This window comes from Pseudomonas sp. SIMBA_068 (assembly GCF_046534705.1).
Lineage (GTDB): Bacteria > Pseudomonadota > Gammaproteobacteria > Pseudomonadales > Pseudomonadaceae > Aquipseudomonas > Aquipseudomonas putida.
In genome coordinates this window covers 782,264-809,029 of sequence record NZ_JAWRYI010000001.1, presented here as the reverse complement: position 1 = coordinate 809,029, position 26,766 = coordinate 782,264, and the positions used below count along the sequence as shown (strand labels likewise).

The following is a 26,766-nucleotide window of genomic DNA, read 5'->3' as shown; positions in this document are numbered from 1 at the left end:
ACGTCACGGCCCCGATTGATCGCCGCGCAGCCAGTCGATAAACCGTGCAAACAACTCGGACTGCGAGTTGATCTCCAGCTTCAGGTACAGGTTCTTGCGGTGCATGCGCACCGTCTCCGGTGAGATGCCCAGCTCCAGCGCGGTCGACTTCACCGAGTGCCCGCGCAGGATCATGTGTGCCACCTCCCGCTCACGGTCGGTCAGCACCTGGCAACCAAAGCTGTCGAACGCCGCCTGCAGGCTGCCGTGTTCGGCCGATGCTGCGCCGGGCTCCAGGTTATGCCGGGCATAACGCCCCAACAGTTCCCGCACCATGGGCTCCAGCGCCCGCAGCAGGTCGACCTGCCCGGCACTCAGAGGCGTGCCGCTGTAACCTTGGAACAGGCTCAGCGACAACTTGCGGCCAGGGCTGAGGTCGACGATGTAGTAGCTGTCTTCGCTGCAACCGGTGCCCAGGTAATAGGCCTTGTAGTAGTCGCTGTCGAAGAAGTTGTCGGGGGCGATTTCCTGCAGGTGGTAAAAGCCTTCGGCCAAGCCGCTTTGCACGGCCAGGCAGAATGGGTCGAGCAGGTAGCCGGCACTGAAATAACGCTCAAGCACCGCGGCGTGGTGCAGCTCGGGGATGCCTTGCTGGTACAGCAGCTGCGGCGCCCGCCCTTGGCACTCAAGGCTGATCATCATCGATTCAACCTGCACCAGCTGGCCGATGGCAGCAGCCACATACTCCAGCGCCTCGGGCGTATCGCTATTGGCCAGCGCACGCTGCAGCGCCGCATGCCATTGCTGCAGCGCGCCCATTGTCAGGGTAAGCGGGGTGTCGGGAGTGGCCTGGGTCATGCCCGGCAGTCTAGCCTGCCAGGCACGCCCCCGCACAGCCCTTTGCGCCAGGTTCATCGGCCTTGGTACAAGCCAAGCGCAGTCAGTTCGCGCGCGGTTTCGAGGATGCACTGGCGCAAGGTCTCGACGATCTCGTCCACCTGCGCATGGGTGACGATCAGCGGTGGCGACATCACGTTCAGGTGCATGATCGGGCGCACCAGCAACCCGCGGGCCTGGGCCTTGCTGTGGATGCGCTCACCGATGTTCACCTCATCCGGGAACAGCGACTTGCTGGCCTTGTCGGCCACGAACTCAACGCAGGCCATCAGCTTCATGCAACGCACATCACCCACCAGCGGCAACTCGCGCAGGCTCTGCAGGCGCTGCTCCAGGTAGCCACCCACGTCCTTGACGTGATCGAGCAGTTGCTCGCGCTCGATGATCTCGATGTTCTTCAGCGCCGCTGTACAGCACACCGGGTGACCACTGTAGGTAAAGCCATGGGTGAAGCAGCGGCCCTTGCCCGGCTCGGCAACCACTTCCCAGATCCGCTCGGAGAAGATACACGCGCCCAGCGGCAGGTAGGCCGAGGTCAGGCCCTTGGCGGTGGTGATGATGTCGGGGGTAACGCCAAACAGTTCTTCGCTGGCGAAGAAGGTGCCCAGGCGCCCGAACGAGGTCACCACTTCGTCGGCGACGAACAGGATGTCGTAGGTCTGGCACAGTTGCCACATGCGCTGGAAGTAGCCCTCGGGCGGAATGATCACCCCGCCCGAGCCCATGATCGGCTCGGCGAAGAACGCCGCCACGTTGTCGGCCCCCAGCGACAGGATCTTGTCCTCGAACTCGGCCACCAGGTAGTCGAGGAATTCCGCCTCGTCCATGTCGTGCGGGGCACGGTACGGGTTGGGGTTGGAGACGTGGTGGATCAGGTCGTGGTGATAGTCGAACTCCGGCACCCGGTCGGCGGCCTTGTTGCCGATGGACATGGTCAGGGTGGTGGAGCCGTGGTAGGCGTTGTAGCGGGCAATGATGTGCTTCTTGTGTGGCTTGCCGCGGCAGTTCTGGTAGTACTGGATCAGCCGGTAGGCGGTGTCGACAGCAGTCGAGCCGCCGGTGGTGAGGAACACGTGGTTCAGGTCGCCCGGTGCCAGCTGCGCGAGCTTCTGGCACAGTTCGATGGCCACGTCGTTGGCCATGTCGGAGAACGGGTTTGAATACGCCAACTGGCGCACCTGATCGGCAATGGCCAGGGCCATTTCCTCGCGGCCCAGGCCGATATTGGTGCACCACATGCCGCCGACGGCATCGAGGAAGCGGTTGCCGTGGGTGTCACGAATGTAGGCGCCCTCGCCGGCGACGATGTTCAGCGCGCCTTGCTCGCGGTGCTCGTCGAACACATGGTAGCCGTGCATGTAGTGGGCCTTGTCGGCCTCCACCAGCGGGTCGTGGGCGTTAGCGAATGCTTTGCTTGGGGTGGCCATGGGCAGCTCCTTGGCGAGAACTTTTGGGCAGTGTTCAGAAACCGGTCTTGACCGTGCTCCAGACCCGGGTGATGGCGCGCATGTCCTTGGGGCTCTGGGTTTTCTGCGCGAACAGGCGCTCACGGGTTTGTGCGTCGGGGTAGATGGCCGGGTCCTGGCGGATATCGTCACGCACCAGCGCGGTGGCGGCGGCGTTGCTGTTGGCGTAGTGGATGTAGTCAGTGACCTTGGCCATGGTCTGCGGCTGCAGCAGAAACTCGATGAAGCGGTGGGCGTTGGCCGCGTGCGGCGCATCCCTGGGGATGTACAGGTTGTCGAACCAGATCAGCGAACCTTCCTGGGGGATGAAGAACGACAGTTTGATGTCCTTCTTCGCTTCCACCGCACGGGCCTGGGCGGTGGCGTAGTCACCGGACCAGGTCAGCGCAAGGCACACATCGCCGTTGGGCAGGCTGGTGAGGTAGTTGACCGAGTCGAACTTGCGAATGTAGGGGCGGATGCCCAGCAGCAGTTGTTCGGCGGCCTTGAGGTCGGCGGCCGACGCGCTGCGCGGGTCCTTGCCCAGGTACTGCAGGGCCAGCGGGATGACCTCGGTGGGCGCGTCCATCAGGGTGACGCCACAGTCGGCGAAGCGCGAGACGATCTTGGGGTCGAACAGCATGGCCAGCGAACCGATCGGTGCGTCGGGCATGCGCGCGGTGATCTTGTCGACGTTGTAGGTGACCCCCGAGCTGCCCCAGGTATAGGGCGCCGAGTACTTCAGGCCAGGGTCGTATCCCTGCAGGTTGTTGACCACCTGCTGATCGAGGTTTTGCCAGCTGGGCAGTTGCTGCTTGTCCAGTGCCTGGAACACGCCGGCGCTGATCAGCGGGGGGACCAGCGAGGCGTTGAGCATGACCAGGTCGTAGCCGGAGCGGCCGGTCAGCAGCTTGGTCTGTACCGTTTCGTAGCCGTCGAAGGTGTCGTAGATGACCTTGATGCCGGTGGCCTTCTCGAAATCGGCCAGGGTGGTTTCGCCGATGTAGTCGGTCCAGTTGTACAGCCGTAGCGTGTTGGCGTTGTCCACCTCTGCCGCCTGGGCCAGGCTGGCACCAGACGCCAGCAGCAGACCACCAATCACCTTCAGTACCTTGCGCATGGCAACTCCATCGTGTGAATGCTCCGGAACGAGCCGATGGGTTCACTATCGAGGGATTTGCCGAGGGGCAACATACCCCGAATGTGTGGGTGGTCGTTTTTGGGCAGGTAAGTCTTGTAACAAGGCAACTGGCCTCATCGCCGGCAAGCCAGCTCCCACAGGGAAACCACGAGGCCTCAGGACTGTGGTTTCCCTGTGGGAGCTGGCTTGCCGGCATGAGGCCAGTACAGGCGATCACACCAGCGGGTACAACGCCTCATCGAACTGGGCCAGGCGGGGGAACACCAATGGCTGGTCGTCCGAGAGCTGCTCCAGGCGCTGCCGGTATTGCTGCAAAAAGTCCTGCCGCGCCTCAGCGCTGATGTAAGGCACATGCCAGGCCACAAACGGCGGTAGCACCTCGAAACCGACATAGGCCAGCGTACCCCGCAGTATCGGCCGCAGCATGTCTTCCAGCGGGCCATGAATCGCCCCTTCGCCAAACATGTGCGCCCGCCCGCCCAAGGTCACGGTCACCAGCGCCTTCTTGCCCGCCAACCCGCCCTGGTCGTAGAAACGCTTGCCGCCATAGCACACCCCCGACACCAGCACCCGGTCGATCCAGCCCTTGAGCATGGCCGGGGCCGAGAACCAGAAGATCGGGAAGTTCAGCACCAGCAAGTCGGCCCACAACAACTTGTCCAGCTCCTGCTGGATATCCTCGGCAATGGCGCCGCGCTTGACCCCCTGGCGCTGCTCCAGGGCATACACCAGGTACTCGGGGTTCTCACGCTGGGTGAAGTCATCGGCACTGGCCACCGGGTTCCAGCCCATGGCGTACAGGTCGCTGACCTGCACCTGGTGGCCCTGGGCGCGGAAGGTATCCACGGCCTGGTCCCGCAGGGCAGCGGTGAACGATTGCGGCTCGGGGTGAGCGTGGACGATCAGTACATTCACAAACATTCTCCTTACACAAAACAGGTTGTCTTGCAGCGGTGGCTCAGCACTGTACGGCTTTCACCTCGACGAACTCCGCCAGGCCCTCTTCGCCCCACTCGCGGCCGTTGCCCGACTGCTTGTAGCCACCGAATGGCGCCTGGTAGTTGAACCCGCCCCCGTTGATGAAGCACTGCCCGGCCCGTATCTGCCGCGCCAGCGCCAGGCCATGCTCGCGGCTGCCCGCCCACACCGCGCTGGAAAGGCCGAACGGCGAGTCATTGGCCAGCGCCAGCGCCTGAGCCTCGTCGGCGTAGGGGATCAGGCACAGCACCGGGCCGAAGATTTCTTCCTGGGCAATGCGCATGCGGTTGTCGACGTCGGTGAACAACGTGGGCGCCACGTAGAACCCGCGCTCGAAGCCGCCGTGATCACCACCGCACAACAAGCGCGCGCCCTCCTCCTGGCCCTGGCGAATGTACTCGAGCACTGTGCGCCGCTGGCCTGCCGAACACATCGGCCCGAGGAAACTGGCCGGGTCACGCGGGTCGCCCATGACCAGTGCGCGGGTTTCGGCCTCGGCGATTTCCAGCGCCTCGGCGTAGCGGCTGGCCGGCAGCAGCATGCGGGTCAGTGCCGTGCAGGTCTGCCCCGAGTTGATCATCACGTCCTGCACGCCGTGGCGCACCGCAGCGTGCAGGTCGGCATCGGCGGTAATCAGCAACGGTGATTTGCCACCCAGTTCCAGGCACACCCGCTTCACCGTCGGCGCAGCCGCTTGTGCCACCCGCACCCCGGCACCGGTCGAGCCGGTGAACGACACCATGTCCACCTGCGGGTGCCGGGCGAGGGCTTCACCGACCTTGGCACCTGGGCCGCTGACCAGGTTGAACACCCCTGCCGGCAGGCCGATGGCGTCGATCATCTCGGCCAGCACAAACGCGTGCAGCGGCGTTTCCTGGCTGGGTTTGACCACCACCGTGCACCCGGCAGCCAGGGCCGGCGCCAGCTTGCCGATCATCTGGTGCAGCGGGTAGTTCCACGGGTTGATGAATGCGCACACGCCAACGGCCTCGCGGTACACCAGCGAATTGCCGACTTCGCGCACCTCATCCATCAGCCCGGCCAGTTCGGCGTACTGCGCAAGGCCCACAATCGGGCCTTCGACCTGCACCGCCTGGCACCACTGCACCGGCATGCCCAGCTCGTCGGTAATAACCTCGGCCATTTTCGCCGCACGGTTTTTCAGCTGTGCGACCAATGCCCGGATGTACCCGGCGCGCACGCTGGACGGCGTGCGCGACCAGCCGTCGAAGGCCCGCCGCGCCGCCATCACCGCCCGCTCGACATCGGCCTCGGCGCCCAAGGGTACCCGGCCAATGGCCTGTTCGGTGGCCGGGTCGAACACCTCAGCCATGCCCTGCCCGCTCGGCACCTGCCAGGCGCCATCGATGTACAGCCGCGCATACTCACGCATGGCCGTACTCCCGTTTCAGCTCGTCGGCACAGCGGGCGATGCGCTGGCAGGCATCGACCAGCGCCGCATCGCCCAGCACCAGGCCCAGGCGGATATGCCCGGCAGCGCTGGGGCCGAACGCTTCGCCGGCGAGCACCGACACGCCCTGGCGGTCCAGCAGGCGGTCGGCAAAGGCCTGGGCACTTACGCCGGTCTCACGGATATCAACCATCACGAACATGCCACCATCGGGCTTCAGCGCCTTCAGGCCCGGGCAGCCGGCCAGCTGTTCGCACACCAGGTCACGGCGCTGGCGGTAGGCCTCGCGCATGGCGGCCAGCTCGGGCAACGGCTGCTCCAGCGCCACCACGGCGGCGTCCTGAATGAAGTCGGGCGAGCCATACAACATGCACAGGGCAAGGTTTTCCAGGTGGGCGGCCAACTCGGCCGAACCGACCACCCAGCCCACCCGCCAGCCCGTCATGGCATGCGACTTCGACAAGCTGTTGAGGGTGGCGGTGCGTTCGGCCATTCCCGGCAGGCTGGCAGGGCTGACATGCTCGCCCTCGTACAGCAATTCGCTGTACACCTCGTCAGAGATCAGCCACAGGTCGTGGGCGATGCACAGTTCGGCCAGTGCTTCCCAGGTAGTACGGGGCAGGCTTGCCCCCGACGGGTTGTGCGGGCTGTTCAAGGCCAGCGCGCGGGTGCGCGGGGTGATGCGCTCGGCCACGTCTTGCGGGCATACCCGAAAGCCGTTTTCCGGCCTGACCGGCACCGGCACCACCTTGGCACCACAGGCACCGAACACCGCCTCATAGGTCACATACATCGGTTCGGCGACAAGCACCTCGTCGCCTGGGTCCAGTACGCACTGGGCCACGCAGTACAGCGCGCACTGGGCCCCTGCCAGCACCGTCACCTGATCGGCGTCGACGGCCTGGCCGCTACGCTGCTGGTGGCGCCTGGCGATGGCCTGGCGCAGGGCCAGCTTGCCGCGTACATCGGCGTAATGGGTGTGACCCGCCTGCAGGCTGTCGATGGCCGCCTCGACAATCGGCGCGGGGGTGTCGAAGTCCGGGTCCCCCACCGACAGCAGCAGGATGTCCTTGCCCTCGGCCTGCAGCGCCAGGGCGCGGTAGTGGATGTCCCAGGCCGCAGCCCCGTCGCCGGCGATGCGTTGGGTAAGCTTGGCGTAGCGCATGGCAATCTCCCTTCTTTGGCGGTTTCAGTCGACGAGGATCTTCGGGTTGGAACTGCCCCACACGGTGTACAGGTCGGCCAGCAGCGCGCCGTTGATTTCTTCCATCTCAGCCTGGGTGATTTCGCCCCCGGCCTGCTTGCCGAACAGCACCACTTCGTTGCCACCCTTCACGTCCGGGAAGTCGGTGACATCGACCATCAGCGTGTTCATCGACACCTTGCCCACCACCGGTATGCGGTGGCCGTTGATCAGCACATGGCCCTTGTTGGTGAACACCCGGCGATAGCCATCGGAATAGCCGACGGTGATGTTGGCCAGGCGCGAATCACGGGCCAGGGTGAAGGTGCGGTCGTAGCCGACGGTGTTGCCAGCCGGGTAACTGTGCACCGCCGCCACGTGCGATTTGAACTGCATGGCGCGTTTGTATTCGGTGCGCGCCGGTACGGTGTCACCGAACAGCGCGCCACCGGTGCGTACCATGTCCAGGCGCGCCTCCGGCACCTCCAGCGTAGCGAACGAGTTGGCGGCGTGCAGGGTAAGCTTGCTGCGGTCGAGCTTCGCGTGCTTGATCAACCAGTCGGTCTGCTCGTTGAAGGCCGCCAGGCCCTTGCGCACATCGTCCTTGTCTTCCACGGCGAAGTGGGTCATCAGCGCGACCAGTTTGAGGTGCTTCTGATCGGTGATCTGCAGCGCTTCGCCACGGCCGGACCAGGTGGCCATCTCCACCCCGTTGCGGCTCATGCCGCTGGAGTTGAGCGCCATGTGAATGCGCAAGGTCTTGCCATGGCGCGCGGCGATGGCATCGGCCTGGCGGGCAAATTCGGCGCTGCCCACCAGCTCTTCCATGTCGTACTGCAAGGCATCTTCCAGCTCGCTGAGGCTGGCCAGGCGTACCCGCACCAGTTGCCCGGTGAAGCCACTGGCGCGGACCACGCGGGCCTCCTCGTTGCTGGCCACCGCCACGCAGGGCACGCCCTGGGCGATGATCGATGGCATTACCAGGCCGATACCGTGGCCATAGGCATCGGCCTTGAGCACGGCGCATAGCTTGGACTTGCCGGCCAGCTCGGCCTGCAGGGTGCTGATATTGTGTTGCAGAGCGCTGGCACTGACCTCAACCCAGGCGTTGCTGTTCTGCACGGTCAGGGTGTTGGTGCCGTTGTCCATCGACAACGGGGGGGCCGCATACAGGGGGGCCTGTCCGGTGATCAGAAGTGCCAGGGATGCAGCCAGAAGGGTACGGCGAAAGGGCATGGTGGTTACTCGTGTTCTTTTCGTTGTACGCGCCTTAACAGACGCAGGTGTGTTTGAGTTCGATGAACGTCACGCCGGGGGTGGCGAAGCCGCTGGCCAGGTCGGCTTGCAATGCATCCAGGTCGCGTGGCTGGTGCACGGTGCAGCCGAAGGCGCGGGCCAGGCCGATGAAATCCGGGTTGCGCGGCAGCACGCCGACCGGCTCGATATCCAGACCGAGCATATCGTCGCGGATCTGGCCGAGGGCGTCATTGTTCCAAAGCAACACCACCAGCGGCCGGTTCAGCTCCTCGACGGCAGTGGCCAGTTCCTGGGCGGTGTACAGGAAGCCGCCATCACCCACAAGTACCAGGCCGGGACGGTGGTCGCTGGCGAACATGCCACCGATGCCAGCCGGCAGGCCGTAGCCGAGGGTGCCGTAGCCGGTGGGGTGCAGCCAGCTACGTGGTGCCCGGCTGGCGAAGGCGTAGTTGCCGGTGTAGGCCAGTTGGGTCATGTCGCTGCTGATGAACGCATCGTCGGGCAGCACGGCGGCAATGCGGTCAAGAATCGCCTGATGGGTGGCCTGCAACGGTGCATGCCCATTACGAATGGCCTGGCGCAGGTTGCTCACCGCTTCGCTGGCCTGGGCCGGGTCTCGGTCGAGTGCTGGCAGGCGTTCGAGCAAGCCGGCCAGGGTTTGCCGGGCATCACCTTGCAAGGCAATGGCACAGGGGTAGAAGTCGTTGAACTTGCGCGGGTCGATGTCCACGCGCAGCAGCTCGCCAGTGATCGGCAGGCGCTCGCGCCAGAAGTCGGTGTCGGCCATTTCGGTGCCCACGGCCAGCAGCACATCAGCCTGGCTGATCAGCTGCCAGCCGGGTTCCACGCACAGGCTGGAACCGGCATTCAGGGGCGCCTGCGGCGGCAGCAGGCCCTTGCCGGCCACGCTGGTGAATACCGGTGCCGCCAGCCGGGTGCTCAACTGCGCCAGTTGCTCGGCCGCGTGCAGCGCACCACCACCCGCGATGATCATCGGCCGCTTGGCCGCTGCCAGCTTCAGGGCAGCCTGGTCGAGCATTTCGCGGCACGGCTGGCCACGCTCGGGGCGGCGTGCCACCTCATGGCTCCAGTCACGACTGACAGGCGCAGCCAGCACGTCCAGGGGCACCGAAATGTGCACCGGGCGCGGCCGCTCGCTGTCGAACACGGCCCAGGCACGGGCGATCAGCTCGGGCAGGTCATCGCCGCGCAACGCCACGGCCGAAAACGCGGTGATCGGCGCAGTCATGGCGCGCTGGTCCTGGGTTTCATGCAGGCAGCCCCAGCCTTTGCCCAGGCTGGCGGTATGGTTGACGCTGGAAATCACCAGCATCGGGATGGAGTCAGCATAGGCCTGGCCGATGGCGGTGGCGGCGTTGGTCACCCCCGGGCCGGTGATGACGAAGCACACCCCCGGCTTGCCGCTCACGCGCGCATAGCCGTCAGCCATGAAGCCGGCGCCCTGCTCGTGGCGGGTCAGCACATGGCGGATACCGCTGCCTGGCAGGCCACGGTACAGCTCCAGGGTGTGCACCCCGGGGATGCCGAACACGGTCTGCACGCCGTAGTTGGCCAACAGGCGCACCAGCGCCTGGCCGGCCGTCAGGGTAAGGTCATTCATGTCGTTCTCCTTGCGCCAGGCCGAGGCGGATCAGCGCGTCGACCGCGGTGGTGCCGTGGGCACCGACCATCAATGGGTTCACATCCAGCTCCAACAGCTGCCCGGCGTTTTCGCAGGCGTAGTCGGCCACCGCACGGATAGCTGCGACCACGGCGTCGAGGTCGGCGGCCGGGCGGCCACGGAAGCCTTGCAGCAGGCTGGCACTGCGCAGGTTCAGCAGTGCGGCGCGGATGGCGCTGTCGGTGGTGGGCAACAACAGGCTGACACTGTCCTTGAGCAGTTCGACCAGCACCCCACCGGCACCGATCACCAAGGCCAGGGCAAAGTCGTGTTCACGTTTGATCCCCACTATCAGCTCGGCCAGCGGCGGCTCGGCCATGGGTTCGAGCAGTACCTGGTCGAACGCGACGTGCGGGGCGTAGGCAGCGATGCGCTGGCGCATCTGCAACAGTGCAGCTTCCAGGGCGGCGGCATCACGCAGGTTCAGCGCCACCGCACCGGCTTCGGTCTTGTGCGGCAGCTGTGCGCTGACCGCCTTCAGTACCAGCGGGTAACCCACGCAGGCGGCGTCTGCCACAGCGCGCTCGGGCGTACTCAGCACACCTGCCGGCACCGGCAGACCGAAGGCGCGCAGGGCCTGCTTGGATTGCCATTCGTCCAACAGTCGGCTTTCGCCCGTGAGGGCCTGCGGGCACAGCGGTACCCGCGCAGCCTCGCCCTGGTCCAGCAAGCGGGGGCGGTTCCTTTGGTAAGCGACGATGCGCCCCCAGGCCGCCAGGCCATCTTCCACGCCCTGCAGGGCTGCGATGCCCCGCGCATGCAGGCGCTCACGCGCACTGGCAGGCAACAGTTCCGGGAAAGCCGAGGTGACGAAGCCGATCTTGCCGTGGCGTTCAACGGCATCGCAGTACAGTCCAAGCAGCAGGTCGCATTCCTTGCGCTCGCCGGTGAACGCCGCCGGGTAGTCCAGCACCAGCATCGCCGCGCCCGCGGCGCCGCTCAGGGTGCTGTCGAGCATGCGTTGCAGGGCGGCTTCATCGCCCCAGATGGCAGTGGTGAAGTCCAGTGGGTTGACCAGGTTGGCATAGCCCGGCAACACCTCGGCCAGTGCCGCCACCTGCCCTTGCGCGAGCTTCGGCAGTTGCAACCGGTTGCGTTCGGCATAGTCGGCAATCAGGCCGGCATCGCCGCCTGAGCAGGCCAGCGCAATCAGCTCGCCATCTGCCGGCAAGCGTCCGCAGGCTGCGGCCTTGAGCGTTTCGACAAAGCTCACCGGGCCGCTGACGCGGATCACGCCCAGGCGCTGGAACAGGCTGTCGTACAACGCATCGGAGCCGGACAACGAGCTGGTGTGGCTCAGCGCCAGTTCAGCGCCGATCTGCGACACGCCAGTCTTCAGGGCAATGACCGGTGTACCCTGCTGCAATGCCTTGTAGGCTGCGCGTGAAAAGCCCGGCACGTTCTTCAAGCCTTCCAGGTGCAGCCCGATGGCCGTTACCCGTGGGTCGTCGAGCAGCACGTCCATCAGCTCGGCCACGCCCAATTGCGCCTGGTTGCCGACCGAGGCCATGTAGGCCACCGGCAGCGAGCGGTCGCTCATGGACAGGTTGTAGGCAAAGTTGCCGCTCTGGGTGAGGATCGCCACGCCCTTCTCCACCTGCTGGCCGCCATGGGCCACCGGCCACAGGGCGGCACCGTGCAGGTAATCGAGCAGGCCATAGCAGTTGGGCCCGAGCAGGGCCATGTTGCCGGCCGCAGCCAGCAGGCGCTGCTGCAACTGGCGGCCCTCTTCGCCGCTTTCGGCAAAGCCGGAGGCATAGCAGATGGCACCCCCGGCGCCACGCGCGGCCAGCTCGGCAACGCACTGCAAGGTCAGCTCACGGTTGGTGGCGATGAACACCGCGTCCGGGGCGTAAGGCAAGTCGGCCACGCGGGCCACGCAAGGGATACCTTCCAGGCTTTCATGCTGCGGGTTGACCAGCCACAGCTCACCGGCAAAGCCGCCTTCGGCGCAGCGCTTGAGCGCCCGCGCCATGCTGCGCCCGCCAACGAAGGCCAGGTGCCGGGGCGCCAGCAGGCGCTTGAGGTTGTCACGAATCGATTGCGACATGGGTGTTCTCCTGGCGCTCAGCGCAGCAGCGGGCGCAGCAGTTCGCGGGCGATGATGTGCCGCTGGATTTCCGAAGTGCCCTCCCAGATGCGCTCGATACGCGCGTTGCGCCAGATGCGCTCAACCGGCCCTTCATCCATCAGGCCCATGCCACCGAAGATCTGCACGGCTTCGTCGGCGACCTTGCCCAGCACTTCGCTGGCAAACAGCTTGGCCATACCGGCCTCACCGTCGGTCATGTTGCCCTGGTCCATCTTCCAGGCGGTGTGCAGGGTGAGCATCTCCGCAGCGCGGATCTGCGTGGCCATGTCGGCGAGCTTGAACGACACCCCCTGGTAGCTGCCGATGGCCTGGCCGAACTGCTTGCGGTCGGCGGCCCACTGCAGCGACAGGTCGAGGGCGCGCTGGGCCTGGCCCACGCAGTTGGCGGCGACCATCACCCGGCCGGCGGTCAGCCAGGCGTTAGCCACTTCCCAGCCCTTGCCGACTTCGCCCAGCACCTTGTTGGCCGGCACCCGGCAGTCGTCGAAGAACAGCTCGTAGGTGTGGTAGCCACGGTTGCTCACGCACTTGGGGCCGCGGCGGATGGTCATGCCCGGTGTGCCGCGGTCGACCAGCAAGGCCGTGACCGCATTGCGCTTGCGGCCGTTGTGCTCGTAGGTGTCGGTGACGGCGAAGACAATGGCAAAATCGGCATGGCCGGCGTGGCTGATGAAGTGCTTGCTGCCGTTGATGACAAAGTCATCGCCCTGGCGCACGGCGCGGGTCTTGATGGCGTTGGCATCGGAACCGGCACCCGGTTCGGTGAGGGCGAAACAGTCGGTTTTCTCGCCCTGCACGCAAGGCAGCAGGTAGTCCTTAACCTGCTCGTCCTTGCAGGCCATGAGGATTTTCGACGGGCGTGCGACAAACACATGCAGCGCCCAGGACACCTTGGACAGCTCACGTTCGATCAGCGCCTGGGACAGGTAGTCCAGGCCACCGCCGCCGACTTCCTCAGGCATGTTGAAGGCATAGAACCCGGCGGCGATGGCCTTGCCACGGATGTGCGCGGCCAGCTCTGGCGACACGGCATCGGCGCGGTCCACCGCTTCCTCATGGGGCAGCAACTCTTTGGCAACAAAGCTGCGTACCGCTTCCACCAACATTTCTTGTTCTTGGGTCAGTTGGAAATTCATCTGCGAAGGTCCTGGTCAGGGTCGGTATCGGGTTACTGGCCGGTGAAACGGGGGGCGCGGCGTTCAACCGAGGCTTGCAGCGCCTCGGCGCCATCCTGGCTGCGGCCGCACAGCAGGCCGGCGTGGCGCTCGGCCTCCAGCTGCTCGGCCAGGGTGCGCCGGGCGCCGTCGCGGATCAGCTGCTTGGTCTGCGCATAGGCGAACGTCGGGCCATTGGCCAGGCGCCCGGCCAGCTCGGCCGCCACGGCGGGCAGTTGCTCGTCGGCGCAGACTTCGCTGACCAGCCCGGCCGACAGGGCGCGCTCGGCGCCCCACAGTTCATCGAGGAACAACAGGCGCTTGGCCTGCTCGCTGCCGATCAGCCGTGGCAAGTGCCAGCTGGCGCCGGCATCGGGGCTGTAGCCCATGCTGGTGTAGCCAGCCTTGAAACGCGCAGAGGCGGCGGCGATACGCAGGTCGCAGCACAGGCTGAGGTCCATGCCACCGCCCACGGCGGTGCCGTTGATGGCGGCGATGGTGGGCTTGTCGAGGCTGTGCAGGCGCAACATCAGGGCGTGGGCGGTTTCGGTCCAGCCGTAGCTTTCCAGGGTGCCCGCAGCTTCGGCAGCAGCCCATTCAACCAGATCGGCGCCGGCGCAGAAGCTGCGGCCGCTGCCGGTAAGCACCACCACGCGTACGGCCGGGTCGCTGTTGTGGCTTTCGAGCAAGGCGTGCAGTTGCTTGAGGGTGGGGATGTCCAGCGCGTTGCGTTGCTCGGGGCGGTTGAGGGTGATCCAGGCAACGCCGGCTTCGACTTTGCTCAACAGTGACGACGACGGGGTGGTCATGGGGGGCCTCGGTGTTGTTGTGATGGTTTTGGGAGGGCTTGATGAGGGAGATACTAAACGAGTGTTCAACAAGGCGGGATGGGCTGTTACAACTTCGCACAACTCGGTTTTTGCTGTTACGCGGGTTTCTTTTGGCATTGCATTTTCGTTGCCTGTGAGATCGAGCGCCGCCCGCGCGGCGCTTCGCAGCACAAGGCTGCTCCTACATCTGTTTCGGGCCAGTTATTCCTGAGACGAAGGCGCGCGGCCCCTTTGCTTCCACCGCGATATCGCGTCAGGCAAACAAGGCGATCGCGTGCGCAGGCACAGGCGTGACTGGCCCGAAACAGATGTAGGAGCAGCCTTGTGCTGCGAAGCGCCGCGCGGGCGGCGCTCGATCTCACAGACAATAAAAATGTTTCGACGAACACTTACAACCAACGACCCACGGCATCAAACGCCAGGCGCGCTGGGCTCAAAGGCACCCTGCCGGCGGCGATTGACGAAGAAGTACGCCGCGTAGCACAGGGCAATAAAGCCAAAGCCCCAGTACAGCGACGGCCGCTGGGTTCCATCCAGTGCCAGGAACACAAACAGCGAGCTGCACAGGGTGATGCACAGCAGCGGCACCAGTGGGTACAGCGGCGCCCTGTACTTCAGGTCCTGCAGTTGCCCACCTTCACGCAGGTAGGCCTTGCGGAAGCGGTACTGCGCCAGGGCGATGACGATCCAGGTTACGGTGCCGGACATGCCGCTCACCGCCATCAGCACCATGAACAGGGTGTCGGCGGCAATGAAGCTGGTCATCAGCGACACCAGGGCAAAGCACAGGGTGATGCTCAGCGCCCGCAACGGCACGCCGCGCTTGCTCAGCGGTGCCAGGCTTTTCGGCGCCATGCCGCTCTTGGACATCGCCCAGAGAATGCGCGTAGAGGCATACAGCCCGGAGTTGCCCACCGACAGGATGGCGGTGAGGATGACGAAGTTCATCACGTCGGCAGCAAAGGGGATGCCGACCATGTCGAACACCTGCACGAACGGGCTTTCCATCAGGCCGGCCTGCTCGAACGGCACAATGGCCGACAGCACGGCAATCGCCAGCACATAGAAAATCAGCACGCGGAACACCACGTTGCGCACCGCCCGCGGGATGCTTTTTTCCGGGTGCTCGGTCTCGCCGGCCGCAACGCCCATGATTTCGCAGCCCTGGAAGGCATAGACCACGGTCATCATCACCGCGAACACCGCCGACAGACCGTGAGGGAACAGCGACTCGCCCACCAGGTTGTCCAGCATTGGCGCCGGTGCCCCGCTGCTCAGCGGAATGGCGCCGAAGATCACCAGCAGGCCAATGATGATAAAACCAAGGATGGTCGCCACCTTGATGCCCGAGAACCAGTACTCGGCCTCGCCAAAAGCGCGGGTGGCCAGGGCGTTGAGGCCGAACAGCACAACCACGAACAGTGCCGACCAGTACCAGATGGGCACCTCGGGGAACCATCGGGTCATCAGCATGCCGGCAGCGGTGAACTCCAGGCCCACGGTAGTGGCCCAGCTCATCCAGTACACCCAGCCGATCATGAAGCCGGTGGCCGGGCCGATGAACTTCGTGGCGTGGGCCTGGAACGAGCCGGACACCGGCATCTGCACCGACAGTTCACCCAGGCAGACCATCACCAGGTACATCAGCAAGCCGGCCACCAGGTACGCCAGGATCGCGCCCACCGGCCCGCCCTGGTTGATGGTCACGCCCGAACCCATGAACAGGCCGGTGCCGATCACCCCGCCCAGCGACAGCATGAAGATATGCCGGCTTTTCAGGGCGCGGGTGAGCTGGATTTTTTCGTGGTTGTCAGTCATGGCGCACCTCGCCATTGCGGCAGGTGCGGGGGGCGGTACGAAGGAGGGGCTGAGCGCTACGGCATGTCATTATTCTTGTCTCCAATAAGCCTCATGGACCGCGTGCAACACGGTTGCCATGGATTATTGGAAACGGATGTAAGGTGCCGTTGTACGAACGGATCGAAGATGTAAAAAGTCGTAAGTTTTTTGTACGTCAGCTCTGGATCAACTGTTCCAGGGTCGCACGGGCCTGGCCGAGCTGGTTTGCCAGTGGTTCGGCAAGTGCGTTCAGCCCCTGCCCGTCATGCTGGCGGGCTGCGTCTTCCAGGCGTCGCAACAGCGCAGCCAGGCCAGAAAAACCCAGGGAGTCGCAACTGCCGGCCAGGCGATGGGCCAGGTGCAGCACTTCGGTAAAGTCCTGGGCCGGCAGCGCCTCTGCCAACCCCGTGGCGTGCTGCTCCAGTGACTGGTGCAACACCTTCAGCAGACCTTGCAGCTTCTGCTCGCCCAGCAGCGAGCGGTGGGTGGCCAGCAGCGACCAGTCCATGTTCGCGTCAATACCGGCCTCTTCAGTCGGCTTCGCGTCGGCCAGCGCCTGGCGCAGGTTGGCCAGCCGCAGAGGCTTGGCCAGCACACCTTGCATGCCGGCTTCCAGGTAACCCGACACTTGCCCCGGTTGCACGCCAGCAGTTAGCGCCACTATCCGGCTGTGGTGGTTTGGCCCGGGGGTGGCGCGAAGCTGCCGGCAAAGCTCCACCCCGCTCATGCCGGGCAGGTGAACGTCGAGCAGGATCAGGTCGAAGCGCCGCTGAGCGCACAGCTGCAGGGCCTGCCCGGCATCCTCGGCAAAGCTCACCCGGTGGCCATCGCGCACCAGCAGGCTGCCCGCCACCTCACGGTTCAGCGCGACGTCCTCGACCACCAGGATATCCAGGCTGGCGCTGACCGAGTGGGCCGGGGTATTGGCCGCAACGGGCTGCCCAAGGGCGATGTCGAGTTCGAACCAAAAGCAGCTGCCCTGCCCTTGCACACTGTCCAGGCCAATGCAGCCCCCCAGCTTTTCCACCAGGTGCTTGCAGATCGCCAGGCCCAGACCGGTGCCGCCGTAGCGGCGGGCCACGGCTTCGCTGGCCTGGACGAAGCGGTCGAAGATTTTTGCCTGTACAGCCGGCTCGATGCCGATGCCATTGTCACTGACAGACAGCCGCAGGCGCTGCGTGGTCGCATCGCTGGCCAGCACCTGTACCTTGAGCCGCACCTGGCCGTGCTCGGTGAATTTGATGGCATTGGCCAGCAGGTTGCTGAGCACCTGACGCAGGTACTGCTCGGCGCCGTGCTGGTAACCGGCTAATTGCTCATCAACCTCCAGATTCAGTGTGTCGCCGTTGTCCGCAGCCATGGGTTCGAGCAGCGCCAGCACTTCCTGGCACAACTGGCGCAGCGAAAAGCCGACCAGCTCGGCGCGGCTCTCACCTTCTTCGAGCCGGGCGAAATACAGCACTTCGTTGAGAATCGCCAACAGCCCCTCGCCGGCCTTGGACAAGGCTTCCAGGCGCTGACGGTCGGCCGCATCCAGCCGGCCACCGCGTAGTAGCTCGGCCATGCCCAGGATACCGTTGAGCGGGGTGCGCAGCTCGTGGCTCATGGTCGCCAGAAAGCGCGACTTGGCCAGGTTGGCGGCCTCGGCTTCATCCTTGGCCCGGGCCAGGCTGGCGGTACGTCGTTCGACCATGGCCTGCAGTTCGTCGCGCTTGTCTTGCAACGCCAGGCGGTCGCGCTCGCGGCGTTCAATGTCGCTGAGGATGGCGCGGCGCATATCGTCCAGGGCATTGGCCACCGTGTCGATTTCGTCAGGGCGCGATGAACGGCGGCGCCCCAGGCGCAACGGTTCCTGCCATTGGCCGGCGCCAATACGCCGGGCGAACTCGGCCATCACTTGCAGATGGCGGGTGACCAGGCGATAGAACAGCCCCGACAGCGCCACTGCCAGGCCGCACAGGAACACCCCCATCCACAGCAGGCTGGCAAGGCCGGTGGCGTAAAGCCGACGGTGCACAGCTCCCAGGTCGATACTGACTTCCAGCTCACCCAGGTGCCTGGCCGGCCCCGAGGGGGGCTGATAGTCCAGGGGGAAGCGCTCGATGCGCAGCGGCCCTTTGGGTTCGGCCTCCCCTCGTAGCAGTTGAAAATCGTCGCTGACCAGGCGCACCCGGGCCACGTCGGAAAAATCCACCAAACCGCGCAATTGCGTATCAAGCTGGGCCTCGTCCAGGTCCCACAGGCTGCGCTCCAGGCTGGCGAGGTAGCCGGCGCGGATCAACGCCATGCGCGCCTCGATGTCGCGCATCTCGCGGCGGTATTCGAAATACAGCTGCACGCCACTGGCCAGCACCGTGAAACACAGGCTGAACAACAGGATGAACCGCAGCAGGCGGCGCAGCAGGCCATCGGTGTGCAGGCGAATCATCGGGCATCTGCCGGCAGGTTGATCATGTCGCGGTAGGTGACCTCGCTCTGCTCCAGCCAGCGCGCGATCTCGCCAGCCTGGTTCATGCGCCGCAACTGAGCGTCGATTTCGTCCATGTGCTGGCTCAGGGGTGATTGCCGCGATACGGCAACGCGCAGGTAGTCCACGCTCAGCGCGCGGGGCAATACGCGGATGTCCTGCGCGCCTGCCAGGTGCTCGATGAACAGTTGACCGGTGCGCCGCTCCTGGATCACGTAGTCGATGCGCCCGCGGATCAGCTTGCCGAAGTTCTGCTGGCTGGAAGACACCCGCTCGATGTTCTGATGCCGGGCGACGAAGCGGTCGAATTCGGCGCCGTAGCTTTCGCCGTACAACAGGCCGCCGCGGTAACCGGCCAGGTCCTCCAACTGCTGGAACTGCACTGGCCGTTTGCGGTTGTAGAACACAGCCACTTCCTCGCGCATTACCGGCTCCGTGGAAAAATGCATGCGCTGGTCACGTTGGTCGCTGTTGTAGGCCAGCACCACGTCCACCCTCCCGGCGGCAGCGTCCATCAGGCAGCGTTTCCAGTTGCCCAGCACCACGTTCTGCACTTGGTAGCCCATGCGGGCGAACAGTTCGCGCACCACGGTTGGCGCCAGGCCACGCACCTGGTGGCCGTCGCTCCAGGACATCGGCGGGTACACCGGGTAATCGCAGTAGCGCACCGTTTCTGCAGCACCGGCTGGCACGGCAAGCAACGCCAGCACCATCGCCCAGGCACGGCGGGCGCGGTGGATCATGCGGCCACGCTGGCAGTGAACAGGTAGCCGGTGCCGTGAATGGTGATGATCAGTTGCGGCTCGGCCGGGTCATCGTGCAGCTTGCGCCGCAGGCGACCGACCAGCACGTCGATGGAGCGGTCGTTGGGCACCCACTCGCGGTTGCGAATCTGGTCCATCAGCTGGTCGCGGCTCAGGGTATGGCCGCTGTTGCGCAGGAACACGCTGAGCAACTGGAACTCACCGTGGGTCAGCAGGGTTTGCCCGCCGCGTGGGTCGATCAGGCGACGGCGGTCGGTGTCCAGCGCCCAGTCGGCAAACTGCTTCAACGACTGCGCGCAGGCCGGTGCCGGGTGCACTTCGCGGGCATGGCGCACGCGGCGGATCAGGTTTTTGGCGCGTGATACCAGCTCGCGGGGGTTGAGCGGTTTGATCACATAATCGTCGGCGCCGCACTCCAGGCCGACAATGCGGTCGATGTCATCGTTGCGGCCGGTGATGAGGATGATGCCCACCTCCGAGCGCACGCGCAGCTCGCGGGTCAGGGTGAGACCGTCCTTGCCAGGCAGGCGGATATCCAGCAGCACCAGGTCGACATCCTGGCTGGCGAGCAAGGCTTCGGCCTTTTCCGCCGTATCGGCGCAGTGCACGTCATAGCCTTCCTGGGACAGATAGGCCTGCAGCAAGTCACGAATAAGCGGATCGTCATCGACGATCAATACCCGAGGCGTCATTGCGTGTTGTCTCTTTTTTATTGGTGTTGTTCTACACACTCGCGCCAGCAGCGTACTCGTTACTGAACAGACGATCAACAGCCCTCGGGCAGGCTGAAGCGCCGCCGACCACCGGCCTGCAGGCCATCGACCCAGGCCTCGCAGATAATCACGCCCTGCTCGGGGGTGAAGGTGCCGGGGTTGAGCCCCGACTCCAGCCACAGGCCATCGAGCAGGGCACTGAGGCTGATGGCCGCGAGGTCGGCATCGAAGCCCTGCCAGCCCTCCTGCGTGGCCAACTCGGCCAGCAACCGGCTCAGCTCCTTGCGGTACTCGCCATAGGAATGGTCATGCACCTGGTTGATCGCGTCGGCCGTCTTTACCGCGCCCCAAAACGCCAACCAGGCGTCGAGCAACTGCGGGTCGAGCAACTCTGCACAGAACGAGGCGCGGAAAAACGCCGACAACCGCTCGCGGGCATTGGGCGCAGCCTGCGCCATGGCTTCACGCAGCAGCCCCATCACCCGGCCGGTGACGGCCAGGTAGGCTTCGGCAACCAGTTCGTCCTTGCCGGCGTAGTGGTGGCTGATCAGCCCGACCGAGACCCCGGCCTCGGCCGAAATCTTGCGGATCGAAGCCCCTTGGAATCCGTGGCGTTTGAGGCACACCAGGGTCGCTTCGACCAGGTTGGCCTTGCGCAATTCCGGCAGCATGCGGTGGTAGCGGGCTTCCTGGCTCATCAAGGGTTCTCGGTTCAGGGGCTGGACTGAACGACTGTACAACAAGCCGGACTGCGTGATAAACCCTTGGCACACGTACCCACAACAACAAAAGCGGCTGCCATGAACGACCTGATCACACGCGAGCTGGACCAAGGCCTGCTGACCCTGGCCTTCAACCGCCCCGACAAGCTCAACGCCTTGAACACCGCCATGTACCAGCAACTGGGCGACCTGCTGCTGGCAGCGGGTGAAGACCCTGGCGTCGATGCCATTATCATCACCGGTGGCGCCCACTGCTTCACCGCTGGCAACGACCTGCGCGACTTCCTCGACAACCCGCCCACTGACCTGGACAGCCCGGTGTTCCGCCTGATGCGGGTGGTCATGGGGCTGGACAAGCCGCTGATCGCGGCAGTCAGTGGCGCAGCAATCGGCATCGGCGCCACCTTGCTGTTGCATTGCGACCAAGTGCTGGTCAGCCGCTCGACCAAGCTGCGCATGCCTTTCGCACCGTTGGGAGTGTGCCCGGAGTTTGGCTCCAGCCTGTTGCTGCCACGCTTGCTTGGCCAGGCCCGCGCCGCTGGCCTGCTGCTGGGTAACGTGTTGCTGGATGGCGAACAGGCGGTGGCCTGGGGGTTGGCCAATGAGCTGCATGAAGATGGCGAAGAGTGCCTGGCCGCAGCGCGCAAGCTGGCGCGGCAGCTGCAAACTTACCCGCAGGCGGCGCTGCGCATCAGCAAGCGGCTGATGAAGGACAGCCAGCGGGCGGAGCTGGAGGCCACGGTGGCGCGGGAAAGCCAGTTGTTTATCGAGTGCTTGCGCACCGAAGAAGCACGGGCCGTGCTACAGCGTCTGATCAAAGACTGAAACGATGACGCGTCCCTTGTGGGTGCATGATCGCGGGAATGTGTTGCACTAGTACCCGGTCATCTCCAGATACCCGCGCCCACCGGCACTCCCGCTCAACCGCACCGGCCCTTCCCAGTACGGGAACCGTGTGTCCATCCAGGCCCGTGGTTCCACCGCCTCGACCTGCACATCCACCCCATGCGCCGGCACCTGCACCCGCCAGCGCGTCGGTACCTGTTTGCCATGCTTCTGCTCGGCCCAGGCCAGGGCCTGCAACTGAACCTGCGCGCCTTGCAGCGCTACCACTTCACCTTGCGGGCCAACCCACGTGCCGGCGCGGTAGGCATCGCCCTCAGCCTGACGCACCTGGAACAACATCAGCTTGGCACCACTGTCCAGGTGCAGGGAAAACCAGTCCCACCCCGTTTGCCCGGCCGCCAGCGGCTGGCTGCTCCATTCCCGGTCCAGCCAGGCCTGGCCGGTGACCGCGATGCACATGCCATCACGCTCTACCTCCCCGTGCACACGGTAAAACGGCTGGCTGTAATAGTAAGAAGCCTGCCCCTTGCCGGATTTCTCGCTGTAACCCTGGTCGCCGTGCAGCACCAGGGGGCGATCACTGCGCAAACGCAAGGCGTAGCGAAAACCTTCGCCACCGGCAGCCATTTGCAGGCTTTCGATGCCCGCCCTGCCCTGCAACGACCAATCATTGATCCACGCCCGGAACGGCTGGGCCTGCACGCCGGCCTGGCCGATACCGCCGCGGGCCAGGGTTTCGCCAGACTGGTGGCCACCCGGCCCGGTCAGGGCCGCGTGCCCCATCCACAGGTTGGGGCTGTTCCAGTCGGTGGTTTCAGGGCCGGGGCGCAGGGCCGAGCGGAACAGGGTCCACTGGGCGCCCCAGTCACGCCCCTGGACGTCCTTGAGGTTGGCGGTGACGTACCACCATTCGATGCGAAAGCCATCGTGCGCGCCATGGTCACGCGGGAATTCCAGGCGATGCGCGCGGGCCACCTGGCTGAAACCGTCTGCCTGCTGCCCCAGCCCGGCATAGCTTTGTGGCGCTGGCGGGTCACAAGCGCATAGCAGGCCGCATAGCAACAGCAAGGCGTTACGCTTCATCGGTAAACGGCCTCAACAGTTCGCGGGGCTGGCGGCGCGCCAGTTGCCACAGCGGCCAGGCGCTGGCCAACAGGCTGGAGAACAACCCCAAGGCGGCCAGTTGCAGCAGCTGCACGGGGAATACGTAAAGCGGCAGGCGCCAGCCGAACGCCTGCACGTTGACCACCGCCACCAGGCACCAGGCCAGCAACACCCCCAACGGAATGGCCAGCAGTACCGTGAAACTGCTCAGCATCAGTGTCTGCCCCAGGCTCAACCACACCAGTTGCCTGCGCTGCACACCCAGCGCCCACAGGGGTGCCAGTTGGCTCAGCCGCGTTTGGCCCAACGTCAGCAAGTTGATGAACAGCGCCACGCCGGCCACGCCAAGCGTGAGGCTGTTGAGCGCGGCAGTGGCGGCAAAGGTGCGGTTGAACACCTCGGTAGACCAGCGTTTCAGGCGCGCCTGCTCCACTACGCGGCTGTCGTCCAGGGCGAAACGCTGCTGCAACGCAGCCTTGATGACGGGCAATTGCTCAGCGGGCAGATCAACGCTCAAACCGGTCAGCGTGGCCTGCGGCCAGTGCGTGCGCAACCAGCTGGCATTGACCAGCACGTGCCCCTTGGGGTTACCGTAATCGGCATAGATCCCCACCACTGTCATCGCCTCTGAAGGCAGCGCCAGGCGGTCGCCCAGTTGCACCTTCAGGCGCCTGGCCAGCTGTTCGCTGAGCATCACCGCATGCCCGCCGGCCAACGCTTCCCAGGCGTGAGGCTGCTCCTGCAGCAACGGCCAACGCTTGAGGTAGCCCGGGTGATCGACGATGCCCTGAAGCTGCACCGGCCAGCCCTGCAACTGCGTTTCTACCCGCCAGCCGGGCAGCACCACACTGGCTGCCGATTGCTGCCCTAGCCATTGCGCAATTTCCAGACCTTGGCCTGTATCCCGAGGGCTGACGTACAGGTCGGCAGACAGGCGCAGGTCCAGCCAGCCGACAAAGGTCTTGCGAAAGCCTTCGGTCATGCTGCCCACGCCGGCACTGGCAGCCAGCGCCAGCAACAGTGCCATCAGTGCCAAACTCAGTGCCGGCAGTTGCTGGCGGCTATCGGCGACGAACCATTGCGCCAAAGGCCGCCGGCAATACCGCGTCAGCAAGGCCAGAGCCCGGTCGAGCAAGGCCGGCAACAACAGCGCCGCCGCCAGCAACAGCCCAGCCAGCATGGCAAACGCGCTGGCCAGGCGGTTACCCAGCACGCCACAGCCCAAGGCCAGCAGCAACAGGACGCCCGCTATGCAAGCCTGGCGCCTCAACCATGGTCCCTGCGCCAGCCGCCAAGCCTGAGGCTGCGCCAACGCCAGCAATGGCAACCGGGCTGCACGTAACACACTGCCCAGCCCTGCCAGCAATGCCCCCAGCACACTCACAAGCCCCCCCACCAGCCACCACCACGCGGGCAGGCTCAGGGTACCGGCAACCTGGGCGCCGTACAGGCCGCGCAAACTGGCTGCCACATCGGGCAACAACCACGCGGCCAGCACATACCCGCTGGCCACACCGGCCAGCCCGCCCAGGACGGCGAACAGACCCAGCTCCAGCATCAAGGCGCACAGCAGGGTGTTCAAGCTGACGCCACAGGCGCGCAGATTGCGGATCAACCCACGCCGCTGTTCTAGCGCCAGACCGATTGCGGCATGGGCGATAAACAGGCCTACGACGAACGCCAGCAGGCCGAGAGCAGTCAGGTTGAGGTGAAAGCTCTCAGTCAGCCGCTGCAACCCGCCGTCGTCCTGTTGCGGTTGCAGTTCGAGGTAAACCGCAATATCAGCAGGCAGCGGCCCTGGCTTTCCGGCCACCAGCAACCGCGACAACTGCCCAGGCGCGTGCAGCAACCGCTGGGCATGGCCGATATCGACCACGATCACCCCAGGCGCCAATGCAGGCTGCAGGATCATGGGGGGTAGCAATTGCCCTTCGCTGTCGCGCACCGCTGCCCCACGCTCTGCGCCCAGTTGCCGCAAGGTGTCTGGCCCGGCCCACGCTTGCCCGGGCGTGCCGATGAACGCTTGCACATCGAATGCTTGCGGCTGCACACCGGCAATGCTGCTGGCCGGCGGCAGGCTCAAAGGTTCGATGCCCAACAAGCGCACACTGCGCGCGGGCCCCCCAGGCAAACGCAAGCGCCCTTCCAGCACGGGCGTTACTGGCCAACCCTGCTTGCGCAATTGCACGTAAAGCCCTTGGTCGAAGCGCTCACCGTTGCGCGGCACCAGCTGCGCCTGCAGCGGCCCGGCCAGCACGGCACTGGCGCGGGCGTAGTCGCTGCGTGCCTGGCTGTTCAGCGCCTGCACGCCCGTCCACAGCGCCGTGGCCAGCCACAGCCCGGTGAAGATGCTGAAAAACTGCACACGATGGCGCCGCCAATGGCTGAACAACGCCAACAGGGCCAGCGACAAAAGCCTCATCACCCCGACTCTGGCTGAACGCGACCGGCCTGCAGCTGGCAACGCCCCTGCAAGCGTGCCGCCAGCCGGGGGCTGTGGGTCACCATCAGCACACCGCTGCCGGCCTCGGCGACCAGTTGCAGCAACAGGCTCAGCACCTCATCGCTGCTGGCTTCGTCAAGGCTGCCGGTGGGTTCGTCGGCCAGCAGCCAAGCCGGGCGCCCAGCCAGGGCGCGGCCGATGGCGACCCGTTGCTGCTGGCCACCGGACAACTGCTCAGGGTAGCGCGCCAGCAAACCTGCCAAGCCCAACTGCTCTGCCAGGTAACCCACCCATTGTGGGTCATGCCTGCCAGCCAGCCTGGCCTGAAAGGCGAGGTTCGCCGCCACGTCCAGGCTACTGATCAGGTTGTATTGCTGGAACACCAGGCCAATCCCCTCCCGTCGCCACTGCGCCAGCGACGCCTCCGAACGGCCGTCGAGCGGGACGCCATCGATCAGGATACGGCCGCTGTCGGCACGGTCCAGGCCGGCAATCAGGTGCAGCAACGTGCTCTTGCCACTGCCCGATTCGCCCATCAGTGCCAGGCTGCTACCGCGTGCCAGACGCAGGTCCACGCCCTGCAGGACAGGGAGCGGGCCTTGGGGGGTGGGGAATGATTTGTGGAGCTGTTCGATGGCGAGCATCGACGGGCCTTTATGGTGTGCGTCTGCTTAGTAATAGCAGGTCCGAACCGCAGGGGTGTACAGTCATCCCCGTCGCAGTTATGTTTTCTTCCCTCCATGATTCATCTTGGGTTGACGTAGCGCCTACAGCAGATGCAGCACTACCGCGCCTAGCAGAACGAAACTCACGCCCAACAACTGCCCTGCCGTTAAACGCTCTTTATAGAACACATAGCCGAGCATGGCCGCCACCCCGCCAGAAAGCGTACTAATAACCGTTACAACGGCAATCGAACCCTCAAGCACCCCAAATGAAAACGCTGCGAAACCACCCAGATTGAAAAGACTGGCACCGCTCAAGGCGCCGTAATCTTTTAAGGTCAAATTGGTACCCCCTCGAAAATTACGATACATAAGCAACAGAAACAGAGCGCCCACGCAGTAGTTCAACCAGAGCATGTTGACTGGGCCTACAGCGGGCAGCGCATATTTACCTTGAACCCAGAAACTGAAGCCGTAAAAACCAGCTGCCAGCAGCGCAAAAACAATTGCCTGCCCCTCGCGTCGGTTTAAGCGAGACGCGGGATTGCTGTGCCCCAGGCCCACAGCCATCACACCAAATGCGCAGATGGCGATCCCAATAAACTGATAGGCAGTCAAGCGTTCGCCCCCTGCCCAAGCCAAGATTGTTGTGACGATACCGTAGGACGTGACCACTGGCGCAACAATTGCGGTGCGTCCCTCGGTTAACGCCTTGGCCAGGGAGAGAGCGCCGAGTAGCGTCAACACCGCCGCGACAAGACAGAAGATCACGGATTCTACACTGACTGCGACAATCGAATTGAGGCTGCTTGATTGCAAAGCAAAAATACTCAGAATCACCAATCCCAATACCTGGCTGTAGAGCACTGAACGCCTGATACCAAGTGACCTGCCATTTACGCTCACCAAATAATCTGTAGCCCCCCAACATAAGGCTGCCACCAAGCCCATTACCACATCCACTTCAACACCCCTTTGTTGTATTTAGCGGGCCTCACTTCGCGTACACCTATTATGTTTGCGACCACTTCATTCAATAAGCCGCTTGATGGCGCTGTCAATGGCGTGTATTGCAACTAAGCGTGACGAGAGTCATCACGTAGGAATCATCTGACACTAGGAAGATCCTTTAGCCTACAAGAAATCTAATAAGGC

Annotated in this window: 21 protein-coding genes; 1 reads left to right on the top strand and 20 read right to left on the bottom strand. The window is 64.7% G+C overall.

From position 1 onward, the window contains the following. Positions 1-3: 3 nt before the first annotated feature. From SB756_RS03775 to SB756_RS03700, 16 genes are all read right to left on the bottom strand, one after another. Positions 4-837, bottom strand: a complete 834-nt coding sequence (locus SB756_RS03775; RefSeq protein WP_341798418.1) for a response regulator transcription factor — start codon at positions 835-837, stop codon at positions 4-6. A gap of 53 nt (positions 838-890) precedes the next feature. Then, positions 891-2,303: an aminotransferase gene (locus SB756_RS03770; RefSeq protein WP_410910203.1), complete on the bottom strand. Its 1,413-nt coding sequence runs from the start codon at positions 2,301-2,303 to the stop codon at positions 891-893. 34 nt (positions 2,304-2,337) lie between these two features. Further along, entirely contained in the window at positions 2,338-3,441 is a 1,104-nt protein-coding gene (locus SB756_RS03765) for a polyamine ABC transporter substrate-binding protein (protein WP_341798416.1), read from the bottom strand. Positions 3,442-3,675: 234 nt separating this feature from the next. Then, a complete protein-coding gene (locus tag SB756_RS03760) occupies positions 3,676-4,377 on the bottom strand; it encodes an NAD(P)H-dependent oxidoreductase (protein ID WP_341798415.1) in 702 nt (233 codons plus the stop codon). A 43-nt stretch (positions 4,378-4,420) separates the two neighbouring features. Beyond that, a complete protein-coding gene (locus SB756_RS03755; protein WP_341798414.1) occupies positions 4,421-5,833 on the bottom strand; it encodes an aldehyde dehydrogenase family protein in 1,413 nt (470 codons plus the stop codon). Continuing rightward, the gene (locus SB756_RS03750) at positions 5,826-7,016 is read right to left on the bottom strand and encodes a pyridoxal phosphate-dependent aminotransferase (RefSeq protein ID WP_341798413.1); all 1,191 of its coding nucleotides are present in this window, start codon (positions 7,014-7,016) and stop codon (positions 5,826-5,828) included. Before SB756_RS03750 ends, SB756_RS03755 begins: the two co-directional genes overlap by 8 nt. 24 nt (positions 7,017-7,040) lie before the next feature. After that, the gene (alr, locus tag SB756_RS03745) at positions 7,041-8,270 is read right to left on the bottom strand and encodes an alanine racemase (protein ID WP_410910202.1); all 1,230 of its coding nucleotides are present in this window, start codon (positions 8,268-8,270) and stop codon (positions 7,041-7,043) included. Between the two features lie 34 nt (positions 8,271-8,304). Beyond that, positions 8,305-9,912 carry a 5-guanidino-2-oxopentanoate decarboxylase gene (locus tag SB756_RS03740; protein WP_410910201.1) on the bottom strand — a complete coding sequence of 536 codons (1,608 nt, stop codon included), beginning with the start codon at positions 9,910-9,912 and terminating at the stop codon, positions 8,305-8,307. Then, positions 9,905-12,022: an acetate--CoA ligase family protein gene (locus SB756_RS03735; RefSeq protein ID WP_410910200.1), complete on the bottom strand. Its 2,118-nt coding sequence runs from the start codon at positions 12,020-12,022 to the stop codon at positions 9,905-9,907. The genes SB756_RS03740 and SB756_RS03735 overlap by 8 nt, the downstream gene beginning before the upstream one ends. A gap of 17 nt (positions 12,023-12,039) precedes the next feature. Beyond that, a complete protein-coding gene (locus SB756_RS03730) occupies positions 12,040-13,200 on the bottom strand; it encodes an acyl-CoA dehydrogenase family protein (protein WP_410910199.1) in 1,161 nt (386 codons plus the stop codon). A 32-nt stretch (positions 13,201-13,232) separates the two neighbouring features. After that, positions 13,233-14,027: an enoyl-CoA hydratase/isomerase family protein gene (locus SB756_RS03725; RefSeq protein ID WP_410910198.1), complete on the bottom strand. Its 795-nt coding sequence runs from the start codon at positions 14,025-14,027 to the stop codon at positions 13,233-13,235. 432 nt (positions 14,028-14,459) lie between these two features. Next, the gene (locus SB756_RS03720) at positions 14,460-15,866 is read right to left on the bottom strand and encodes an amino acid permease (RefSeq protein ID WP_341798407.1); all 1,407 of its coding nucleotides are present in this window, start codon (positions 15,864-15,866) and stop codon (positions 14,460-14,462) included. A gap of 196 nt (positions 15,867-16,062) precedes the next feature. Then, positions 16,063-18,315 carry an ATP-binding protein gene (locus SB756_RS03715; protein WP_410910197.1) on the bottom strand — a complete coding sequence of 751 codons (2,253 nt, stop codon included), beginning with the start codon at positions 18,313-18,315 and terminating at the stop codon, positions 16,063-16,065. Continuing rightward, positions 18,312-19,097: a substrate-binding periplasmic protein gene (locus tag SB756_RS03710; protein ID WP_410910196.1), complete on the bottom strand. Its 786-nt coding sequence runs from the start codon at positions 19,095-19,097 to the stop codon at positions 18,312-18,314. The genes SB756_RS03715 and SB756_RS03710 overlap by 4 nt, the downstream gene beginning before the upstream one ends. Next, positions 19,094-19,810, bottom strand: a complete 717-nt coding sequence (locus tag SB756_RS03705; RefSeq protein ID WP_341798404.1) for a response regulator — start codon at positions 19,808-19,810, stop codon at positions 19,094-19,096. Before SB756_RS03705 ends, SB756_RS03710 begins: the two co-directional genes overlap by 4 nt. 74 nt (positions 19,811-19,884) lie before the next feature. After that, positions 19,885-20,529, bottom strand: a complete 645-nt coding sequence (locus SB756_RS03700) for a TetR family transcriptional regulator C-terminal domain-containing protein (RefSeq protein WP_016499178.1) — start codon at positions 20,527-20,529, stop codon at positions 19,885-19,887. A gap of 102 nt (positions 20,530-20,631) precedes the next feature. Between SB756_RS03700 and SB756_RS03695 the strand changes: the two genes are divergently transcribed. Further along, positions 20,632-21,378, top strand: a complete 747-nt coding sequence (locus SB756_RS03695) for an enoyl-CoA hydratase (RefSeq protein ID WP_410910195.1) — start codon at positions 20,632-20,634, stop codon at positions 21,376-21,378. 48 nt (positions 21,379-21,426) lie between these two features. Here SB756_RS03695 and SB756_RS03690 read toward each other — a convergent pair whose 3' ends face one another. From SB756_RS03690 to SB756_RS03675, 4 genes are all read right to left on the bottom strand, one after another. Continuing rightward, positions 21,427-22,482 (bottom strand): lipocalin-like domain-containing protein, encoded by a 1,056-nt coding sequence (locus SB756_RS03690; protein WP_410910194.1) that lies wholly within the window; start codon positions 22,480-22,482, stop codon positions 21,427-21,429. Next, entirely contained in the window at positions 22,472-24,925 is a 2,454-nt protein-coding gene (locus tag SB756_RS03685; protein WP_410910193.1) for an FtsX-like permease family protein, read from the bottom strand. The genes SB756_RS03690 and SB756_RS03685 overlap by 11 nt, the downstream gene beginning before the upstream one ends. Then, on the bottom strand, positions 24,925-25,590 hold the full coding sequence (locus tag SB756_RS03680) for an ABC transporter ATP-binding protein (RefSeq protein ID WP_341798400.1): 666 nt from the start codon (positions 25,588-25,590) through the stop codon (positions 24,925-24,927). The genes SB756_RS03685 and SB756_RS03680 overlap by 1 nt, the downstream gene beginning before the upstream one ends. 123 nt (positions 25,591-25,713) lie before the next feature. Next, on the bottom strand, positions 25,714-26,574 hold the full coding sequence (locus SB756_RS03675) for a DMT family transporter (RefSeq protein WP_410910192.1): 861 nt from the start codon (positions 26,572-26,574) through the stop codon (positions 25,714-25,716). Positions 26,575-26,766 lie beyond the last annotated feature (192 nt).

Bases quoted from the DNA above. Each gene is read 5' to 3' on its own strand.
- SB756_RS03680 (WP_341798400.1), bottom strand. From the start codon at position 25,590: ATGCTCGCCATCGAACAGCTCCACAAATCATTCCCCACCCCCCAAGGC.
- SB756_RS03695 (WP_410910195.1), top strand. From the start codon at position 20,632: ATGAACGACCTGATCACACGCGAGCTGGACCAAGGCCTGCTGACCCTG.
- SB756_RS03710 (WP_410910196.1), bottom strand. From the start codon at position 19,097: ATGATCCACCGCGCCCGCCGTGCCTGGGCGATGGTGCTGGCGTTGCTT.
- SB756_RS03705 (WP_341798404.1), bottom strand. From the start codon at position 19,810: ATGACGCCTCGGGTATTGATCGTCGATGACGATCCGCTTATTCGTGAC.
- SB756_RS03725 (WP_410910198.1), bottom strand. From the start codon at position 14,027: ATGACCACCCCGTCGTCGTCACTGTTGAGCAAAGTCGAAGCCGGCGTT.
- SB756_RS03770 (WP_410910203.1), bottom strand. From the start codon at position 2,303: ATGGCCACCCCAAGCAAAGCATTCGCTAACGCCCACGACCCGCTGGTG.
- SB756_RS03690 (WP_410910194.1), bottom strand. From the start codon at position 22,482: ATGAAGCGTAACGCCTTGCTGTTGCTATGCGGCCTGCTATGCGCTTGT.
- SB756_RS03735 (WP_410910200.1), bottom strand. From the start codon at position 12,022: ATGTCGCAATCGATTCGTGACAACCTCAAGCGCCTGCTGGCGCCCCGG.
- SB756_RS03715 (WP_410910197.1), bottom strand. From the start codon at position 18,315: ATGATTCGCCTGCACACCGATGGCCTGCTGCGCCGCCTGCTGCGGTTC.
- SB756_RS03730 (WP_410910199.1), bottom strand. From the start codon at position 13,200: ATGAATTTCCAACTGACCCAAGAACAAGAAATGTTGGTGGAAGCGGTA.
- SB756_RS03685 (WP_410910193.1), bottom strand. From the start codon at position 24,925: ATGAGGCTTTTGTCGCTGGCCCTGTTGGCGTTGTTCAGCCATTGGCGG.
- SB756_RS03775 (WP_341798418.1), bottom strand. From the start codon at position 837: ATGACCCAGGCCACTCCCGACACCCCGCTTACCCTGACAATGGGCGCG.
- SB756_RS03740 (WP_410910201.1), bottom strand. From the start codon at position 9,912: ATGAATGACCTTACCCTGACGGCCGGCCAGGCGCTGGTGCGCCTGTTG.
- SB756_RS03700 (WP_016499178.1), bottom strand. From the start codon at position 20,529: ATGAGCCAGGAAGCCCGCTACCACCGCATGCTGCCGGAATTGCGCAAG.
- alr (WP_410910202.1), bottom strand. From the start codon at position 8,270: ATGCCCTTTCGCCGTACCCTTCTGGCTGCATCCCTGGCACTTCTGATC.
- SB756_RS03755 (WP_341798414.1), bottom strand. From the start codon at position 5,833: ATGCGTGAGTATGCGCGGCTGTACATCGATGGCGCCTGGCAGGTGCCG.
- SB756_RS03720 (WP_341798407.1), bottom strand. From the start codon at position 15,866: ATGACTGACAACCACGAAAAAATCCAGCTCACCCGCGCCCTGAAAAGC.
- SB756_RS03750 (WP_341798413.1), bottom strand. From the start codon at position 7,016: ATGCGCTACGCCAAGCTTACCCAACGCATCGCCGGCGACGGGGCTGCG.
- SB756_RS03765 (WP_341798416.1), bottom strand. From the start codon at position 3,441: ATGCGCAAGGTACTGAAGGTGATTGGTGGTCTGCTGCTGGCGTCTGGT.